Consider the following 18435-nt stretch of genomic DNA (forward strand, 5'->3'; position numbering starts at 1 on the left):
GCGTTCAGCGACGGTCCTCGAAGAAGGCCCGGAGCAGCGCGATGGACGCGTGCTCGTCCACGCCGCCGATCACCTCGGCGCGGTAGGGCAGGCGCCGGTCGCGCAGCACGTCGTACATCGATCCGGCCGCTCCCGCCTTGTCATCCCACGCGCCGAAGACCACGCGGCCGATGCGTGCCTGCAGGATCGCGCCGGCGCACATCACGCAGGGCTCGAGCGTGACGACGAGCGTGCAGCCGTCGAGATTCCACGATCCCCGGTGCGCCGCCGCAGCCCGGATGGCTTCGATCTCGGCGTGCCCGGTCGGATCGCGCGTGGTCTCGCGGGTGTTCCGTCCTTCCGCCAGGACATGCCCGTCGGCATCGAGGACGACGGCGCCGACCGGGATCTCCGCGGCGTCCGCGGCCTCGGCAGCGAGCTCGAGGGCACGCTGCATCGCACGGCGGTCGGCGGCGGTCATGCCCCGAGCCTACGTCAGCGCGCTGTGTCCGCCACGGCACCCGATGTCGTGCGCGGACGCGGGGCGCATTAGCCTGTATCCATGCGTGTTCACGTCGCCGACCACCCTCTCATCACCCACAAGCTCTCGGTGCTGCGCGACGCGCGCACCCCGTCGCCGGTCTTCCGCCAGCTGACCGAAGAGCTCGTGACGCTCCTCGCGTACGAGGCGACCCGGAATGTGAAGGTCACTCCGATCGAGATCACGACGCCGGTCACCACGACCACGGGCGTGAAGATCTCCGAGCCGCGGCCCATCGTCGTCCCCATCCTGCGCGCCGGTCTCGGCATGCTCGAAGGCCTCGTCAAGCTCCTCCCCACCGCGGAGGTCGGTTTCCTCGGCATGGTCCGCGACGAGGAGACCTTCGAGCCCACCACGTACGCCGAGCGGCTTCCGGACGATCTCTCCGACCGCCAGTGCTTCGCGATCGACCCGATGCTGGCGACGGGCGGCTCGCTCGCCGCCGCGATCCAGTTCCTGTTCGATCGCGGTGCGAAGGACGTCACCGCGATCTGCCTGCTCGGCACTCCGGAGGGTGTGGCGGCGATCGAGGCGATGGCCGGCGACCGTGACGTGACCCTCGTCCTCGGAGCGCTCGACGAGCGCCTCGACGAGAAGGGGTACATCGTGCCCGGTCTCGGCGACGCGGGAGACCGGCTGTACGGCACCGTCTGAGGCCGTCGCCGCCGCTCCCACGTCAGAGGGCCAGGCGGTAGCCGCGTTCGTCGCCGTAGCGCGTGAAGCCGGCTCTCGCGAGGATCGGCGCCGATGTCGAGACACGGCCCTTGACGAGCGCAGTCCTCGCACCGCGCGCGGCGCTCTGCCGCAGGCGTTCCGCGAGGACCGCTCGATAGACGCCGCGACCACGATCGGCCTCGAGCGTCGCCGCTCCCCAGAGTCGAGTGAACCCGTCGACGATGGTGCATCCGCCCGTGCTCACCGCGCGTCCGTCGATGCGCCCGAGCACCCGGAAACCGGTACCGGCATCGAGAGCTTCGGTCAGCTCGGCGAACTCGGCACGCAGACCGTCGTCGTCGAGGGGCTGCTGCTCCCAGACCGGGACGTTGATCGCATCGACCTCGCGGAGCTGATCCACGGCCCGCACGACCTCGGCGGAGACCCCGGGCGGCACGTCGACCGCGGCTCCACTGGTCGGACGCGCGAACACGGTGACGGTGTCGAAGTGCACGGCACCGCGGCGTCGGAGCTCCTCTTCGAGGTCGGGGTCGTCGGCGGGATTCGTCCAGAACGTGAACACGCTCTCGCCGCAGGCTCTGGTGCGATCCAGCGCCCCGTCCAGCACCTCGGCGGCAGGGCGCGCGGACGTCACCTGCGAGCCGCGGACGCCGCCCCCGAACCGCTCCGGGTACCGCACGAGGAGCAGGTCGCCGCGGACATGCTCGCTGCCGCGCGGAAACCAGGCCCACGCAGCGGCTGCACGGAGGATGTCCGCCTCGGTCGGCGTGCCGTCGGCGGCCGGTGCAGGAACCGTCGTCGTCATGAACCCTCCTCCTCCGCGGCCCCCACCAGGCGGGCGAAGGCACTGAGCCGGGCGACGCCCTCGGGCGTGTACGGCAGGTCGTCGAGCAGCGCAGGCGAGTGGATGAGGTAGGCCACGACCTGCGCCCGGGAGATCGCCACGTTGAGCCGGTTCTGCAGCAGCAGGAACTCCGGGCCCCGGGGAGCGTCCCGGCCACTCGACGCCGCGAGCGTCGTGATCGAGACGACGGCCTCCTTGCCCTGGAAGTTGTCGACCGTGCCCACCGGGACGCCGCCGAAACCCGCCGCGGCGAGCGCGTCGTGCACGAGCTGCCGCTGCGCGTTGTGCGGCGCCACGACGATGATGTCCTCCGGCGTCAGTGGCCGCACGGTGCCCGCCGCATCGTTGTCGTGGAAGGTGCGGCCCACGAGGTCGCGGACGATGCGTACGACCTCCTCTGCTTCCTCCGGCGACTGGGTCGCGTTACCGCGGTGGCGCAGCGGCACCACGTGGAGGCCCGGGTCGATGCCCTCGACCGCGCGCCGCTCGGTACCGGGTGCGGAGGCGAGCTTCCCGGCATAGGCGAGCTTCGACACCGGAGCCGCGACGTGCGGGTGCATCCGCCAGGAGCGCGCGAGGAAGTAGCCGTACTCCGGGCGCACGACGGGGTCGCCGTCCATCACCCAGCCGAGCGCGGACGTGTCCACCGGCTCCGGGTGGGCGCCCTGGCTGACCTGGGGCAGCTGCTGCGGGTCGCCGAGGAGGAGGAGCCTCTGCGCGCCCGCGGCGACCGCGATCGTCGAGGCGAGCGAGAACTGCCCGGCCTCGTCGATCACGAGCAGGTCGAGCTCTCCCCTGGCCACCCGCTGCGTGTTGCTGAAGTCCCAGGCGGTACCGCCCACGACGGCGCCCCCGTCTGCGTGCTCCGCGAGGAAGGCGGCCATGCCGGTCTTCGGGATCACCGTGTACCCGGGATCGGCGTTCGCGTCCTTGGGGCACTTCGCCACCTGACCCGGGGCGACACCGTCGGCGACGACGCGCTCCAGCAGCGTCTCGATGATCGCGTGGGACTGCGCGACGACGCCGATGCGGAAGCCGTGCTCTGTGACGAGCCGGGCGATCACCTGGGAGCCCGTGTAGGTCTTCCCCGTGCCTGGAGGCCCCTGTACGGCGAGATAGCTGCGGTCAAGGTCCAGGATCCCGCGGACGATCGCGCCGATCGGGTCGTCGCCGGCGGCCGGGAGCGCGTTCCCCGACACGGTGCGCGGAGGGAGGCGGCGGAGGATGTCGGTCGCCGCGTCCTGGGGGAAGTCCGGAGCGGCCGCGTGCACCGCATCGGCCCACTCGTCGATCGCCTGCTGCAGCGACACCACCCGTGGCGGCGCGGCGGGGGTGAGGGCGACGGGGAGGTCATCCCAGGTCTGCCCCTGGACCGCGGACTCCGCCACGAGATAGCCGTCGTCCAGCACCTCGACGACCGTGACCCCGTGCGGCACGTGCACCGCGCGCGACGGGACGTCGGTGTCGAACGGCGCCGGGACGTCGTAGAGCGCGAACGGCTGGGCGCCCGGACCGAGCGTCGTGCCAGGGGACACCTCGCCGCGGATCTCCAGCTCGCGCGACAGGACTCTGCGGCCCTCGCCGATGCTCCAGTCCCGGCGGACCCGCGAGCGGGTCGCATCGACCTTCACCACATCGCGCGTGCCGTCCCACATCGTGACCGGCTCTCGCAGCCGCTGGAAGTGCGCGACCCAGAAGCTCTTCGCCTCGCGCGGGAAGTAGTCGATGGCGGCCGCCGCGAGCCGGTGCACGAGCCCGTCATCACCGGTCTCCGCCGCACGCTCCGCATCGCCGAGCAGCGCGAGCGAACGCGGCGACGGCTCGTAGATGACCTCGTCCGCGTCGTCCGGCGGGGCCGGCGTGACCCCCTCCGCGCGGGCGATGTCGATGAGCCAGTTGCGCAGCCGCCGGGTGGAGACGCAGTCGTAGCGGTTGTAGTCCGCGAGGTCGGCGAGCACCGCGTCGGCCTCGGCCTGCGCCCCCGCTGCCGCGAGCTCCCGCGCCGCGACGTACTGCACGATGGAATCGTCGCCCTTCTGGACGTCGCTCGTGCGCACGTCCTCCCCCATGTAGAGGGGCTCGAGCTTCTTGATGGAGTAGGACCGCGAACCGACCCGCACTGTGCGCAGCACCAGCGGGTACAGGTCGACGAACACGCCCTCGCGGAGCAGGCGGTCCACCTCACCCTCGCGCACCCCATGGCGGGCGGCCATCGCGACCAGGTGGGAGGTCTCGTAGGGGGCGTAGTGATAGATGTGCATGCCGGGGTGGGCGGCGCGACGCACCTTCACGAAGTCGAGGAAGGTCTCCAGCGCCCGACGCTCCTCCGCGAACGAGTGCGCCCAGAGCGCGGTGTACTGGTCGGCGTTGTCGACCCAGCCGAACAGATAGTCGATGCCCCACTCGGCCTCGCCGTCGGGAGCGGGCTCGGTGTACAGCGGATCGCCCTCGAAGTCGAAGAAGATGTCCCCGTGGCTGGGCACAGGGAGGGTGTGGATCGCCGCGGCATAGTGCACGTCGTACGTCGCCGCCCCCTCGGCATCCGCCCGCAGCTGCACGCGTGCCTGGGCGCGGAGGTTCTCGAACGTGTCGACGTTCATGCCCTCCGGTGCCTGGGTCGCCGCGGCCAGGTCGTCGATGGTGAGGATCCCGGCGGCGCGCAGACGGGCCCGCTGCACCGGCCGCATGCGGGCCACCATGAGGAGGTCGCGATGGGCCAGCACCTGTTCCTCGCACGTGGCGCAACGTCCGCAGGCGACCACGCGCAGATCGCCGCGGTCGTCGCCCCACGCGAGCGGCGCCCCGGCCGCGCCGTCGGCCACGGAGCGGTCCGCGATCAGAGCGCGCAGCCGCGCCCGGCGCACGCGGAACAGTGGGAGGAGGTCCTCGACCGCATGCGTGCTGACGCTGTTGTCGCCGTGGATGAGGTCGACCTCGTCCGCACGCGGGATGCCGAGCCGGTCGAGCTGGTCGACATATGCCGCGAGCTGCATGAGTGCTGTCACCCGGGCCTTGCGGGCGAGCTTCGAGTCCTGCACGCGCCAACCCCCGTCCGCATCGCGGCGGAGGAAGTCGGCGAACCCGACGAACTCGTCGGTGGCGAACGCCGCCTGGAAGACGACCAGCGCGTCCGAGCGCAGAGCGCTCAACGTCTCGTCGACGGCGGCAGCCAGCGCGTCAGGATCGCTCGACGAGACCTTGGCGATCCGATGCACCCGCTCTTCGCCGAGCTCCCGGATGTAGCGCTCGAGCACGTTCTGCTCGTGCACGTCTCCGAGCTGGGCCGCGCGGAGGAGCGTCGCGTCCTCCGGCTCCTCCACCGCGGGGACCCGACCGAGCTTCGCATCGATCGCGCGGGACCAGGCGAACTCGCACTCGGCGGCCGCCTTGAGGTCGCTCGCGCTCCAGATGACCCGCTGCGCCTCTGTGTCGATCCGCACGATTCTCCCGTTCTGTCGGCTGCTTCGACACTATCCGCGGCATCCGACACGGCGAAAAGCGGGCGGTCCCGCGTGAGGCGCCCCGGGTCAGCGCCACCAGGTGTCGTCGGGCGTCACGGGCAGATGACGCTTGTGCTGAGTCGCGAGATACCGCGCCTCGATGCGCCCGGCGACCTCGGGGTCGACCTCCCGGCCCTCGAGGAAGTCGTCGATCTGCTCGTACGTCAGCCCGAGCTCGTCCTCGTCGGTGCGCCCCGGCTGGTCGTCGAGGAGGTCGGCCGTCGGCACCTTGAAGGCCAGGCGCTCCGGGGCGTCGAGGAACTGGAGCAGGGCGCGACCCTGTCGCTTCGTGAGCCCGGCGAGCGGGAGGACGTCGGCCGCGCCGTCGCCGAACTTCGTGTAGAAGCCCGTGATGGCTTCGGCGGCATGGTCGGTGCCGATCACGATCAGACCCTCGTGCCCGGCGAGCGCGTACTGGGTGACCATGCGGAGGCGGGCCTTGATGTTCCCGCGGTTGAAGTCGGAGATGTCGCTGGAGACGGCGGACTCGATGTCCTTCTCGACGCCCTCGACCCCGTTCTGGATGTTCACCTCGATCGACGAGTCCGGCGCGATGAAGTCCAGCGCGGCCTGGGCGTCGTCGGCGTCGTGCTGCACGCGATAGGGCAGACGCACCGCGAGGAAGGTCGCCTCCCCGCCCTCGGCACGCACGCGCTCCACCGCGAGCTGGGCGAGGCGCCCCGCGAGCGTCGAGTCCTGTCCGCCGGAGATGCCGAGGACGAACCCCTTCGCGCCCGTCGTGCGCAGGTAGTCCGCGAGGAAGCCGACGCGACGCTCCACCTCCGCTTCGGGATCGATGTCGGGCCGGGCGCCCAGGTCTTCCGCGATCTGCTTCTGCAACGACACGTTGTCCTCCGCTCATCGGTTCACTCCAGTATCGCCCTTCCGTGTTTCCTGCGGGTCACGCCACTGCGCCAGGACGCGGTATCCGGCCGCGACCTGAGAGACTGAAGCGGTGAAGCTCCTCGTCGCCGCCCTCGAGTCCGAACTGTCCGCCTTCCCCGAGGAGCTCGACGGCTTCGACCGTCTGGTCACCGGCCCGGGCAAGCTGCCGGCGACGTACGCGCTGACCCGGGCCCTCGACGCGAAGACCTACGACGAGGTCGTCGTCGTCGGCACCGCGGGCTCCATCGAGAAGGGGCGTCCGTACGCGGTGCACGAGATCGCGACGGCGGTGCAGCACGACGTGATCGATCTCGACGGCGTCGTCGGACGGCACGTCTCGCTTCCGCCGCAGGTGACCACGGGCCGCGAGGGCGTCGTGATCGCCACGGGTGACCACTTCGTGAACGACGCCGAGGTCACGGCGGTGATCCGGCCGATGGGCGCCGCACTGGTGGACATGGAGACCTACGCGTACATCTGGGTCGCGGGACAGTTCGGCGTGCCCATCCGCGCCTTCCGCGCCGTCTCCGACCAGGCCGAGGACGGCGCCCTGGCCGACTTCCGCGAGGCCATCGCCCGATGCAGCATCGAGCTGCGCGAAGTCATCCGCGCCGAATACGGGGTCTGAGCTCAGCGCATCTCGATGACGCTCGGCCCGTTCGGCAGCGCGCGGACGGTGAGCTGAGCCGGGATCTGTTCCTGCATGGCCTCGACGTGGCTGATGACCCCGACCGTGCGCCCGCCCTGCCGGAGTTCGTCGAGCGTGCGCATCGCGACGTCGAGTGTGTCGCCGTCGAGCGAGCCGAATCCCTCATCGATGAAGAGCGTGTCCAGGCGGATGCCGCCGGCGCGGGCCGTCACGACCTCGGCCAGCCCGAGGGCGAGCGCCAGGGACGTGAGGAACGTCTCGCCGCCGGACAGCGACTGTGGCGGGCGGGTCTGCCCGGTGAACGCGTCGGCGACCACGATGCCCAGTCCGGACGCGGCACCGCGTGCCGCCAGGGCATCGGAGTGCTGCAGCCGGTAGCGTCCTTCCGACATGTCGTGGAGGCGGCGGTTCGCGGCGTCGACGATCTCCTCGAGCTCTGCCGCCAGCACGAAGGTCTCCAGCGTCATCTTGCGTGTGTTCGCTCCGCGTCCGGCGATGGTGTCGGCGAGGGCCTGGAGCACCTCGAACGCCGCCGCGTCCTCTGCCGTGCGGGCGTGCTCGTCCTTCGCGGCGTCGATGAGGCCGGCCAGCCGCGCAGCGTCGCCCGCCGTCCTCGTGGCCTCGTCGACGGCGGCGGTCCACGCCGCCCTCGCATCGAGCGCTGCCTGCTCGATGGGCGCGAGGTCGATCGGCTCCTCCGGCAGGGTCCGCAGTTCGAGGTCGAAGAGAAGTGCACGCTCCTTCTCCCGCTGCACCGCGTGCGTCGTCACCCGCTCATCGAGCTCCGCCTGCACCGCCGGCGGGCGCAACGCCTCCACGACGGCCGTGACGTCGGGGAACTCGGAGGCATCGAGTGCAAGGTCTCTCTCGGCGGCCGCCTCCGTCGCCGCCTGCTGTCTCCGCGCACGTTCGGCCTCGGCGTCCAGGAGGCGTCGGGCCACGGCGAGGTGGGCGGTCGTCTCCGCCGTCCGCTCGGCGACCGACGCGTAGCTCCCTCGCGCCTCGTCGATCGCCCTGCGGGCGTCATCGTCTCGCTGGACCGCCAGAGCCAGCTGCTCGCGGGCTGCGGCGAGGGCCGCCTCGTCCTGGACACGGCGGAGCTCCAGGGCGTCCTGCTGCTCGCGGAGCTCGGCGAGGACGACATCGCGTCGCCGCGCGGTCTCGGCGGCGGCGAGGGCTTCCTTCTCCGCGGCACGGGCGGCATCGAGCTCGACTCCCGCCGTCTCGACGTCCCGTCCGTCCGCGCGCGCCGTCGCCGCGGCGAGTCGGACCTGCAACGTCGTGCAGGTCGACGCCGCCTGCTGCTCGCGCCGCGCCGCCTCGTCCCTCCGGACCTCCGCAGCCGCGATGTCCTCCGCGGAGACCGTCGCGCCGTGGTCTGCCGGGGCCGGGTGCTCTCGCGCACCGCACACCGGGCAGGGGTGATCGTCGACGAGGGCGGAGGCCAGCTCCCCCGCCATGCCGTCGATCCGGCGCTGCCGCAGGTCAGCGAGAGCCGACTGTGCGGCGGCCTGTGCAGACGTCGCCTCGGCGAGGACGCGTTCGGCGGAGGTGCACTCCTGTTGCAGGGTCTCCGCCTCTACCGCGGCTTCGCGGCGAACGGCCGCGGCGATGCGCACGCTCTCCCATTCCGCGATGCGGTCGGCGAGTCGACGGGCGTCGTCCCGTTCCAGGGTTGCGGCCGCGATCCGCCCGGGGAGGGCAGCGCGCTCCGCCTGCCCGTCCTCGCACCGGCGCTCGGCGGCGACGACAGCCGCTTCCGCCGTCCCGCGCTCGGTGGCGCGGGACGGCGCCTGTGCCTCCAGCGTGACGGCGCGCTCCCAGATCCCGGACTCACGCGTCCGTTCCGCGATCCACGCGTCGAGGTCGTCGGTCTCGACGCCGAGCCGGGCCCAGGCCGCGTGTGCCCGTTCCTCCGTGGCGGCCGCCTCGTCCGCTGCCGCCGCCGCGCGTGTGGCCGCGGCGATCGAGGAACGGAGCACCTCGGCTGCCCGCGCCCTGGCGAGCTCCGCCTTCGCCGCGGCGACCGCCGCTTCCTCGGCATCCAGACGGGTCATCGCCGCGCGGGCACGGTCTCGCTCCTTCTGCGCGCGCTGATCCTCGCGCGCCGCAGCCAGAGCAGCATCGGCGACCTCGAACCGCTTCTCCGCCTCCAGGCGATCGGCGGCGCGCCGTTCCGCCCGATACGCAGCGCGCGCCTGCGCCCGTTCGAGCTCCGCCAGGCGATCGGCGGTCGTGGTGCCAGCGCCCTGCACCTCCGACGCGATGCCGCCCTCGTCGTCACCGGCGTCGCGCCCGAGGTCGGCATCCACCACCAGGCGCTCCGCTTCGTCCAGCCGCGCGGAGACGGTGGCCAGGCGCGCGCCGAGCCCCTGCTCAGCGTGGCGCCGCCGCTCGTCGAACCGCGCCTGCACGTCTTCGAAACGCTCGGTGCCGAAGAGCCGGCGCAGCAGCGCCTGCCGGTCCCTGCTACCCGCCAGGAGGAACTCCGAGAAGCGGTTCTGCGCGAGGAGGATCACCTGCAGGAACTGCTCGCGGCTGAGCTGGAGGATGTCATCGAGCTCGTGCGCCACGTCGACCGCCCGCGCCGCGCGACCCACCCAGCCGTCGTCCGTGAGCTCCTCCAGGGAGACCGCAGCCGCCTGCTTGGTCAGGCCTCCGCCGCGCCGAGCCGGCCGGAGGTACTCGGGCGAACGCGTGACCCGGTAGCGACCGGACGGCGTGCTGAACTCGACGACCACCTCGGAGGGATCGTCCGGTTCGCTGTGATCGCTGCGGAGCCTCTTCTCCCCGCCGTCGTACCGCGGCACCCCGCCGTACAGCCCGAAGCAGACCGCGTCCAGGATGCTCGACTTCCCCGCTCCGGTGCGGCCGGCGATGAGGAAGATCCCGTCGTCGGCGAAGGCGTCGAAGTCCACGGTCTGCCGCGCGCGGAACGGCCCGAAACCCTCGACCTCCAGCCGATGCAGCCGCACTAGACGAGGGCTTCCGCGCGGACCCGGTCGTCGAGCACCTCGCGGATCAGCTCGCGTTCGACCTCGGTCGCTCCCTGGCCCGCCCGCACATGCTCGAGGAACGCCTCGATCCGGTCGGCGTCGGTCACCGCGGAGCGCAGCCGCTCGCCGTACGACCGCTCACGCTCCTCCCCGACCGTCGCGGGCTGATGCTGCACCATGGCGCAGTGCGGGTACGCCTCGCGCAGCCGTCGCATGGGTTCGGTCTGCGGTACGGCGTCGGTGTACACGGCGCACACCCAGGCGTCGGCGTGCGCGGCGATGTTCTCGGCGGAGAGGATCTCCTCGAAGGCGCCGGTCAGAGTGACCAGGCGCCGCGGAACCGGCAGCTCCAGCCACTCGACGCCCGCGAGCCCGTCGGCATCGAGGTCGACGAGCCAGGAGCCGCGCGGCTTGTGCTGCTCGCCGAAGCTGTAGTGCAGCGGAGCGCCGGCGTATCGCACCCGCTCGCTGACCTGCTGACGACCGTGGATATGACCCAGTGCGACGTAGTCGGGGCCGTCGAACGCCCGGAGCGGCACGACGTCGAGGCCGCCCTGTCGCACCTCGCGCTCCAGACCCTCCGTCGGCTCCACCCCCGCGGCGAAGCAGTGGGCGATCGCGATCGACCGACCCGCGTGCTCCTGCATGCCCGCGCGGACGAGGGTCATCGCGTGCGTCATGGTCTGCGCCTGCGTGCGCAACTGCCGTCCCTCGGCGTCGCCCTCCGGCCAGTGCTGGCGGACGATCGCGGGCTCCAGATACGGGATCCCGAAGAAGTGCACCGGACCGTGAGCGTCGTCGATCGTGACGGGGGTACCGACCGCGAGGGGGTCGGTGAGCACGTGGATGCCCTCGCGCAGCAGCCGGGCCTGGAACCCCAGCCGCGCGGCGGAATCGTGGTTCCCGCTGGTGACGACCACCCGTGCACCCGTCTCATGCAGATCGACGAGGGCGTCTCCGAGCAGCGTATAGGCGGCGGCCGAGGGCGTGGCAGAGTCGAACACGTCGCCCGCGACGATCACGACGTCGACCTCGTGCTCCCTGACCTGCGCGGTCAGGGCGGCGAGCACCTCGGCGAGCGCGTCCATGGTCGAGTTGCCATGGAACGTCCGGCCGATGTGCCAGTCCGAGGTGTGCAGGATCCGCATACCCCCACGGTACGAAGCCCCTCGGACATTCCGTCCGAGGCGTGCCGGGACCGCCGTCTCCCGACGGCCGAGGAGAAGGCGGAAGGTCCCCTGACCCACCCTCGTCGCGACGACCGGCACGTGGTGATGCGAGATGCACCGTGCATCTTCACCTGTGCGACGTGCGGGGCTGCGCGATGCGAGATCAGGGCTGCCCTCCGCCCACAGGTGCCGGCTTGCCCCGCCGGCTGAGGGTTGTGCCCGCTCCGTCGCGACTACCGACTTCCGCTCTCCTCCTCGAGGTCGTGCGACCAGTTCGCCTGCTGGATCCGGTTGTCGAGCGCACGGAGCTCCTGGGCGACGGCGTCCGCCCGGGCCCGGAGCGCGGCGACCGGCAGCGCCGACACCTGCCTCAGCTCCGAGCGCATCTGACGCAGGTACTGCTCGCTCGCCCCCGACGCGGCGGCCGCCGCGTCGGCGAGCACCGAGTGGCGCAGGCGCAGCACGTCCCGCGCGGCGAGCGCGTCGGTCATCGTGCCGTCCGCGCCGAGGTCGAGGCGGGAGTTCGTGACGTTGATGCGGCGGATGAGGCTCTGCAGCCGAGTCAGTGCGTCATCGGCCTCCTCGATCAACGCCGCCGCGTCCTCCGCAGGCTCCTCACCCTCCTGGTACCGGGCGTTCGCGACGATGCGCGCCCGCAGCTGCTCGATGCGGCGCTGCAGGTCGGCGCGGGCGGCCAGGGCTTCGGCGAGTCTCATGCCCTCATCCTCGCAGGCGGCGGCCGTAACAGTTCGTCATACAGCCGGAGCGTCAGCGTGAGCGGAGGAGTCCGGACTGCTCGGGGTGGGCGGTGAACCACTCCGCCACGTACCAGCAGACCGCGTCGACCTTGCGGTCGCCGCGCTCCGCGATGTCGGCCACGGCCCCCTCGACCACCTTCCCGGCGTATCCGTTTCCGCGGAATGCCGGGACCGTGTAGGCCCGGGTGAGCGCGACGGTGTGGCCGTCGTCCCGGTAGTCGAGCACGCTGACGAGCTTCCCGTCGCGCGTGAGGGTGTACCGCGATGCGTCCTTCTCGTCGGTCAGGATGAAGCCGCCGACGGTGTGCGAGATCGTCATCCGTGTCACGTTACGCCTCTTGCGACGCGCCCGGGCGTTTTGACATGTCCCGTCACGATCGGACATAATCCCCCCATGACCATCAACGCACGCCCTTTGTCCGCCCAGGAGGCGAACGGGACTGCCGGGATGATGATGCCCGGTCGCGTTGACATGTGTTGCCGAATGTGTCGCTGAACGAACAGCCACCTCGTCTGACCTGACTCCTCGCCATCTGCGAGAGCAGTGTCCCGAGCACACACCCGTGCTCGCTTCCCCGGCTCCGCCGGTCATTCGTGCAACGCATCCGAGCCCCCTCCCGTCGGGCTCACGTCCTGAGGACCCATCATCATGTCGAACTCCGCCCTTCTCGAGCGTCCCGCCGTCACCGCCCCGAACCGCACCGTCCGATCCGCTGAGTCGTCGGCTCCGCTGGCCCCGGCCGGCGCCGACCTCCCCGCCGTCCGCTCGCCCCGCGGCTTCGCCCTCTACGTCGGCCTGGACGAGATCAAGGCCGCCGAAGCCGGTGTGAGCCTTCCGCTGCTCGTCGACGCCCTCCGCCGCACGCTGGCCGAGCTCGCGCCCGGCGCCGAGACCCACGCCACCGTCGCCCTCGCCCCGCACGGCTCCGGCGGCCGCGACCTCGACGTCGTGCGTCTCGCCCTGCAGGAGCCCGGCGCGATCGCCCGCACCAAGGCCGCCGCCGAGGAGGAGACCACGCCCGAGGAGTCCGGCGTCACCGTCGACATCTCCCGCAAGCGCGTGCTCATCGACGGCGAGTCCGCCGCCTTCACCTACAAGGAGTTCGAGCTGCTGCAGTACCTCGTCCTCCGCGAGGGCCGCACGATCGAGCGCAGCGAGCTCGTCGCCGCCCTCTGGCAGGCCCAGGACGACGAGACCCCTGGCGAGCGCACGATCGACGTGCACGTGCGCCGGCTGCGGGCGAAGCTCGGCCGCTACGAGGACATCGTCCGTACCGTGCGCGGCATCGGCTACCGCTTCGACCGTCACGCCGACGTCGTCATCCGTTACGGCCACGGAACCCCGTCGCCCGACCGCTTCTGACCCGCTCCTGCTCAGCCCGGAGGCCGGTGTCAGGAGCCGCGCGTAGGGTGGGCGCATGACCCTCGCCGCCGTCCGCGCGGATGCTCCGCGGGAGACGATGTACCGCCCGCCGCACCCGCTCGATCTCCGGCGTACCGTCGGCATGCTGCGCCGCGGGGGCACCGATCCGACGACGGTCTTCGACGGCCCCGTCATCTGGCGCGCGGTCCGCACGCCACAGGGTCCGTCGACGTTGGCCCTGCGGATGTCGGGGAACGAGGTCACGGCGACCGCCTGGGGTCCGGGCGCCGAGCACGCACTCGCCCTCGTGCCGGCACTGTGCGGTGCCGGCGACGACCCGACCGGCTTCGATCCCTCCCTGCACCCCCTCATCGCTGAGGCGGCCCGGCGACACCCCGGCATCCGGCTCGCGCGCACGGATGAGGTCTTCGATGCCCTCGCCTGCGGCATCCTCGAACAGAAGGTCACCTCCATGCAGGCCTTCGGCGCCTGGCGATACCTCGTGTCGCGCTTCGGCGACCCGGCGCCGGGGCCGACGCCGCGACCGATGGCCGTCGCTCCCACCGCGGCGCAGTGGCGACGCATCCCGTCCTGGGCGTGGCATCGCGCGGGAGTGGAGCCGCCGCAGTCGAAGACCATCGTGCGGGCGGCGGAGCGCGGCGACCGCATCGCCGATGCCGTCCGAGCGGCCACGACCGGCCCTGACCGTGACCGCGTCCTCACGAGCCTGCCCGGAGTCGGCGTCTGGACCGCTGCGGAGACGCGCATCCGCGCGCTGGGCGACCCTGATGCCGTCAGCGTGGGCGACTACCATCTGGCGCACGAGGTCGGACATGCCCTGACGGGGCACCGCACGGATGACGCCGGCATGGTCGAACTGCTCGCTCCCTGGGCCGGTCACCGGCAGCGCGTCATCCGGCTCATCTTCGCGAGCGGGGTCGCCGAGGCGCGGCGCGGACCCCGGCTCGCCCCGGAAGACCACCGCCGACGCTGACCGGCCCGTTCCCGGAGCGACCGACGTATGCTGAGCGCATGTCCCGTACCGCCCTGCGCATCTTCGTCACGGTCGGCCTGCTGATCGCCGGTGTCGTCCTCGGCCTCATCTTCCAGAACGTGTGGCTGGGCGTGCTGCTCGCCGCGATCGTGTGGTTCGGCTGGTTCCTCGGCTACGAGTCCCGCCGCGGTCACAACGCGGGCGTGAACGACGAGGACCACGGCGTCGAGCTCTGACTCGCGTCAGTAATAGACGGCGAGGGGGCCCGAGGGTCCGTCCACGACCTGCACGGGGGTGTCGAACACGCGGCTCAGCACGTCGTCCGTCATGATCTCCGCTGGCGAGCCGAACTCCACCACCAGACCGTCCTTCATGGCGCAGATGTGGTCGGCGTAGTGTCCGGCGAAGTTGATGTCGTGCAGCACGATGACGATCGTCCGCCCGAGCTCCTCGGCCGCCCGCCGCAGGTGCTTCATCATCTGCACGGCGTGCCGCATGTCGAGGTTGTTGAGGGGCTCGTCGAGCAGCACGAACTCCGTGTCCTGCGCGAGCACCATGGCCACGTAAGCCCGCTGCCGCTGCCCGCCGGAGAGCTCGTCGAGGTAGCGCCCCTCGAGCGCCCCCAGATCGAGGAAGTCGATCGCCTGGCTGATGACCTCCTCGTCGGCTCTCGTCAACCGGCCTCGGGAGTGCGGGAAGCGGCCGAAACCCACGAGCTGCCGCACGGTGAGCCTGGTCACGAAGTGGTTCTCCTGGCGGAGGATCGAGACCACCTTGGCCAGATCCTTGGACTTCGTCGAGGCGACGTCGAGCCCGGCGATCTCGATGGCTCCGGCGTCCATCCCGTTCAGCCGGCCGATCATGGTCAGGAGCGTCGACTTGCCCGCACCGTTCGGCCCGATGAGCGCGGTGATCCCGCCGGTGGGGATACGGAGGTCGACGGGGCCGATCGCCACCTCGCTGCTGTAGTCACGGCGGACGCCGTCGAGTGCGATCACAATCTGCCCTTTCGAAGGATGACGATGAGGAACACGGTGCCGCCCACGATCTCGATGAGGATCGACACCATGCCCTGCGCGTAGAAGACGTTCTTCATAGCGAAGTACGCCCCCGCCAGGACCGAGAACGCGGTGAGGACGGCGACCGGGAAGATCGGCCGATGGTCGTGCGTGTCGGCGAACTGGTACGCGAGCGTCGCCACGAGGAAGCCGAGGAAGGTCATCGGACCCACGAGGGCTGTGGAGGTGGCCATCAGCACGGCGACGAGGGTCAGGACGAGGAACTGCTCCCGCCGGTGGTCGAGGCCGAGCGATCGTGCGGCATCGGGGCCGAGCGCGAGCACGTTCAGACGCCGGGACCGCAGCCACAGGAGGGTCGAGGCCGCGATCACGAGCGGGATCGCGAGCGGGAGACACGAGGGATCGGCGTTGGAGACGTTGCCGAACAGCCGGGCGGCGAGCACATCGAACTCGCTGGGGGTGAGCAGCCGCTGCATGAATGTGGCGATCGCCCCGAGGCCGCCCCCGATCACGATACCCACGAGCAGCATGATCTGGAGGTTGCCGTAGCGCCCGGACAGGAGCCACCCGTAGAGGAGGACGGCGAGCGCGACCATGATGAGCACCTGGAGGGCGAACTGGCCGACGCCCTGGATCGCCACCAGCCCCGCGACGCCGAAGAGGTACACGGTCGTGGTCTGGACGACACGGTACAGCGACTCGAAGCCCATGATCGAGGGAGTGATGATCCGGTTGTTCGTGACCGTCTGGAAGCTGACCGTGGCGACGGCCTGGGCGACGGCGACGAGCGCCATCACGACCACGGCGGTCGCGCGATGCTGGGCGATGCGCCAGAACCCGGGCGTGCCGACGGGCAGCGGGTTGTCCCAGGCGAGGAGACCGAACGCGGAACCGAGGGCGAGCACGCCGAGCACCACGAGCACGACGATGTAGCGGCGACGCGCCCGCACGGTCGTGAACGCCCCGGCCGAGCGCGTCGTCCGCGGGGCCGTCGTCGCCGTCATCGTCGCCTCAGCCACGACGACGCTGCCGCAGGAGGAGAAGCACGAACACGACGGCGCCGACGACACCGAGGATCAGCGACACCGGCACCTCGAACGGCATGATGATCGTCCGGCCGATGATGTCGCAGACGGTGACGATCGCGATGCCGAGCAGGCACACCCACGGCAGGTTGCTGCGCAGGTCGTCGCCACGGACCATCGAGACGATGTTCGGAACGATCAGCCCCAGGAAGGGAAGGTTGCCGACGACGACGGTGACCACACCGGTCGTCACCGCGATCAGCGCGGTGCCGAGCAGGATCATCCGGTTGTAGTTCACCCCGACGTTGGTGGCGATCTCCTCCCCCAGCCCGGCGATGGTCAGTCGGTCGGCCACGAGGAAGACGATGACGCCGATGATGGCGACGATCCACAGCATCTCGTACTGTCCGCGCATGACCGAGGTGAAGCTGCCCGCGAACCAGACACCGATGATCTGCAGGGAGTTCGTGACGAGGGCGAAGTAGGTCGTGATCGCGCCGACCACGGCGCCCAGCATGATGCCGACGATGGGCACGATGAGCGACGACTTCAACGCCACCCGGCGGAGGAACGCGAAGAACACCATCGTGCCGACGAACGCGGCGAGCACGGCCCCGGCCATGCGCAGCGGAAGGGAGGGCTGCGGCACGAGCACCATCACGGTGAGGAGCCCGAGTCCCGCCCACTCCGTGGTCCCGGTGGTGGTCGGCTCGACGAAGCGGTTCTGCGTGAGCAGCTGCATCACGAGACCGGCCATCGCCATCGCCGCGCCGGCGAGCACGAGCGCGATCGTCCGGGGGACGCGGGTGATCTGGAACATCTGCGCGCCGTCGTCCGCGCCGGCGATGTCGTACACGCCCGTGAAGAGCGAGATCGCCAGGAGCACCGCCACGACGAGGACGCCGATGAGCAGCTTCGGATCGAAAAGCCGTGCGGACGATCGCGGTGTCGAAATGAGGAGAGGAGAGGTCATGGGGGATGCCGGCGGCGGCGCCCCGGTCGGGACGCCGCCGCCCAGCCCTTACTTGTCGGCGCTCTTCTCGAGCGCGTCGGCGAGGTCGTTGAGGAACGTCGTGTACGTCTGGATGCTCTCGTTGAGGTAGGTGTCCGTGGGCATGTAGACGATCTGATCGTCCTTCACCGCCGTGACGCCGGCGAGCGCTTCGGCGTTCTCGATGATCTCCGCCGCCTGCACGTAGTCCGGCGTCTCCGCGGCGAACACGGCGTCGCGGTCGAGAACCAGGATCCAGTCGGGGTTGGAGGCGGCGATCGCCTCGACCGAGATCTCGTCGCCCTGGTGGTCGTCGCTCGCGTCGTCGACCTGCAGTGCCGGCGTGAGGCCGAGCATGTCGTAGATCGGACCCAGGGAACGGCCGACCGTCGGAGCGAGGTAGCCGATCTGGCCGCCCGAGGTGTTCACGGCCATGACGGTGTCGGCGTCGTCGTAGGCGGCCTTCGCGCGGTCCACCGCGGCGTCGAACTCCTCGACGAGCTTCTGGGCCTCGTCCTGCGTGCCGAAGATCTCGCCCAGGACGGTGGTCTGCCGCTTGAGCTCCTCATCGAAGGGCTCGCCGTCTCGGGGCTCGAGGTCGATGATCGTCGCGTCCGGGACCAGCTCCGCGATGGCCTCATTGTGCTGCGTGAACCGCTGCCCGCTGATGATCAGGTCGGGGTCGGCGGCGACGATGGCCTCGAGGTCGGGCTCGGTGTGCAGGCCGATGTCGACGATGTCCTCGTCCTTCGCGTACGAGACGGTCTCCGGCATCAGGGAGACCGCACCGGCGGAGAGCTCGATGCCCCAGTCGGACAGGGTCTGGAAGGTCCGGTTGTCCAGAGCGACGACCGAGGTCGGCGGCGTGGTGATCTCATGCGTGCCGGTGTTGTCCTCGATGGTCACGGTCCCCGATCCCGCGGTCGTCGCTTCGGGTTCGGCTTCGCCGCCGGACGCGCAGCCGGAGAGGGCGAGCAGGCCGACGAGAGCGACGCTCGTGGCGGTGAGGGTTCTGGGCACGGACATGGAGAGACTCCTGTTCTGCGG

At 71.1% G+C, this 18435-nt stretch carries 17 protein-coding genes; 5 read left to right on the top strand and 12 right to left on the bottom strand.

The features are described from left to right. Positions 1–4 precede the first annotated feature (4 nt). Positions 5–460, bottom strand: a complete 456-nt coding sequence (locus AB0P08_RS02440; protein ID WP_363587909.1) for a nucleoside deaminase — start codon at positions 458–460, stop codon at positions 5–7. 81 nt (positions 461–541) lie between these two features. Between AB0P08_RS02440 and upp the strand changes: the two genes are divergently transcribed. Then, entirely contained in the window at positions 542–1174 is a 633-nt protein-coding gene (gene upp, locus AB0P08_RS02445) for a uracil phosphoribosyltransferase (RefSeq protein WP_025104476.1), read from the top strand. Between the two features lie 22 nt (positions 1175–1196). Here the strand turns inward: upp and AB0P08_RS02450 are convergent, their stop codons facing one another. The 3 genes from AB0P08_RS02450 to nadE form a co-directional block, all read right to left on the bottom strand. Next, positions 1197–2000: a GNAT family N-acetyltransferase gene (locus AB0P08_RS02450; protein ID WP_363587911.1), complete on the bottom strand. Its 804-nt coding sequence runs from the start codon at positions 1998–2000 to the stop codon at positions 1197–1199. Continuing rightward, positions 1997–5479, bottom strand: coding sequence for a TM0106 family RecB-like putative nuclease (locus AB0P08_RS02455; RefSeq protein WP_363587913.1), 3483 nt, complete (start codon positions 5477–5479; stop codon positions 1997–1999). Before AB0P08_RS02455 ends, AB0P08_RS02450 begins: the two co-directional genes overlap by 4 nt. 87 nt (positions 5480–5566) lie before the next feature. After that, positions 5567–6385 carry an NAD(+) synthase gene (gene nadE / locus AB0P08_RS02460; RefSeq protein ID WP_062635667.1) on the bottom strand — a complete coding sequence of 273 codons (819 nt, stop codon included), beginning with the start codon at positions 6383–6385 and terminating at the stop codon, positions 5567–5569. A gap of 109 nt (positions 6386–6494) precedes the next feature. On the opposite strand from nadE, the gene AB0P08_RS02465 reads away from it, so the two are divergent. Then, positions 6495–7052, top strand: a complete 558-nt coding sequence (locus AB0P08_RS02465; protein WP_187663303.1) for a phosphorylase family protein — start codon at positions 6495–6497, stop codon at positions 7050–7052. Positions 7053–7054: 2 nt separating this feature from the next. Here the strand turns inward: AB0P08_RS02465 and AB0P08_RS02470 are convergent, their stop codons facing one another. The 4 genes from AB0P08_RS02470 to AB0P08_RS02485 all read right to left on the bottom strand — a co-directional run bounded on the left by AB0P08_RS02470 (position 7055) and on the right by AB0P08_RS02485 (position 12315). Then, positions 7055–10048 (bottom strand): AAA family ATPase, encoded by a 2994-nt coding sequence (locus AB0P08_RS02470; protein ID WP_363587915.1) that lies wholly within the window; start codon positions 10046–10048, stop codon positions 7055–7057. Continuing rightward, the gene (locus AB0P08_RS02475) at positions 10048–11217 is read right to left on the bottom strand and encodes an exonuclease SbcCD subunit D (RefSeq protein ID WP_363587917.1); all 1170 of its coding nucleotides are present in this window, start codon (positions 11215–11217) and stop codon (positions 10048–10050) included. Before AB0P08_RS02475 ends, AB0P08_RS02470 begins: the two co-directional genes overlap by 1 nt. A 254-nt stretch (positions 11218–11471) precedes the next feature. Beyond that, positions 11472–11954: a DIP1984 family protein gene (locus AB0P08_RS02480; RefSeq protein WP_187663300.1), complete on the bottom strand. Its 483-nt coding sequence runs from the start codon at positions 11952–11954 to the stop codon at positions 11472–11474. Positions 11955–12006: 52 nt separating this feature from the next. Beyond that, positions 12007–12315 carry a GNAT family N-acetyltransferase gene (locus AB0P08_RS02485; protein ID WP_187663299.1) on the bottom strand — a complete coding sequence of 103 codons (309 nt, stop codon included), beginning with the start codon at positions 12313–12315 and terminating at the stop codon, positions 12007–12009. A gap of 330 nt (positions 12316–12645) precedes the next feature. On the opposite strand from AB0P08_RS02485, the gene AB0P08_RS02490 reads away from it, so the two are divergent. Genes AB0P08_RS02490 through AB0P08_RS02500 form a run of 3 tightly spaced genes read left to right on the top strand, consistent with a single transcriptional unit; the run spans position 12646 to position 14589 of the window. After that, positions 12646–13359 (top strand): winged helix-turn-helix domain-containing protein, encoded by a 714-nt coding sequence (locus tag AB0P08_RS02490; protein ID WP_363587919.1) that lies wholly within the window; start codon positions 12646–12648, stop codon positions 13357–13359. A 55-nt stretch (positions 13360–13414) separates the two neighbouring features. Further along, complete coding sequence (locus AB0P08_RS02495; RefSeq protein WP_363587921.1) at positions 13415–14353, top strand: DNA-3-methyladenine glycosylase family protein; 939 nt, start codon at positions 13415–13417, stop codon at positions 14351–14353. 38 nt (positions 14354–14391) lie between these two features. Beyond that, positions 14392–14589, top strand: a complete 198-nt coding sequence (locus AB0P08_RS02500) for a hypothetical protein (RefSeq protein WP_025104487.1) — start codon at positions 14392–14394, stop codon at positions 14587–14589. 6 nt (positions 14590–14595) lie between these two features. Here AB0P08_RS02500 and AB0P08_RS02505 read toward each other — a convergent pair whose 3' ends face one another. From AB0P08_RS02505 to AB0P08_RS02520, 4 genes are read right to left on the bottom strand one after another with little or no spacing between them, the layout of a single operon-like run. Beyond that, entirely contained in the window at positions 14596–15351 is a 756-nt protein-coding gene (locus AB0P08_RS02505) for an iron ABC transporter ATP-binding protein (RefSeq protein WP_363587923.1), read from the bottom strand. Then, positions 15348–16376 carry an iron chelate uptake ABC transporter family permease subunit gene (locus AB0P08_RS02510; protein ID WP_363587925.1) on the bottom strand — a complete coding sequence of 343 codons (1029 nt, stop codon included), beginning with the start codon at positions 16374–16376 and terminating at the stop codon, positions 15348–15350. The genes AB0P08_RS02505 and AB0P08_RS02510 overlap by 4 nt, the downstream gene beginning before the upstream one ends. A gap of 7 nt (positions 16377–16383) precedes the next feature. Continuing rightward, positions 16384–17370 carry an ABC transporter permease gene (locus tag AB0P08_RS02515; protein ID WP_363587927.1) on the bottom strand — a complete coding sequence of 329 codons (987 nt, stop codon included), beginning with the start codon at positions 17368–17370 and terminating at the stop codon, positions 16384–16386. Between the two features lie 48 nt (positions 17371–17418). Further along, positions 17419–18414 (bottom strand): siderophore ABC transporter substrate-binding protein, encoded by a 996-nt coding sequence (locus AB0P08_RS02520; protein ID WP_363587929.1) that lies wholly within the window; start codon positions 18412–18414, stop codon positions 17419–17421. Positions 18415–18435: the final 21 nt, after the last annotated feature.

The organism is Microbacterium meiriae, assembly GCF_040686935.1.
Taxonomy (GTDB): domain Bacteria; phylum Actinomycetota; class Actinomycetes; order Actinomycetales; family Microbacteriaceae; genus Microbacterium; species Microbacterium meiriae.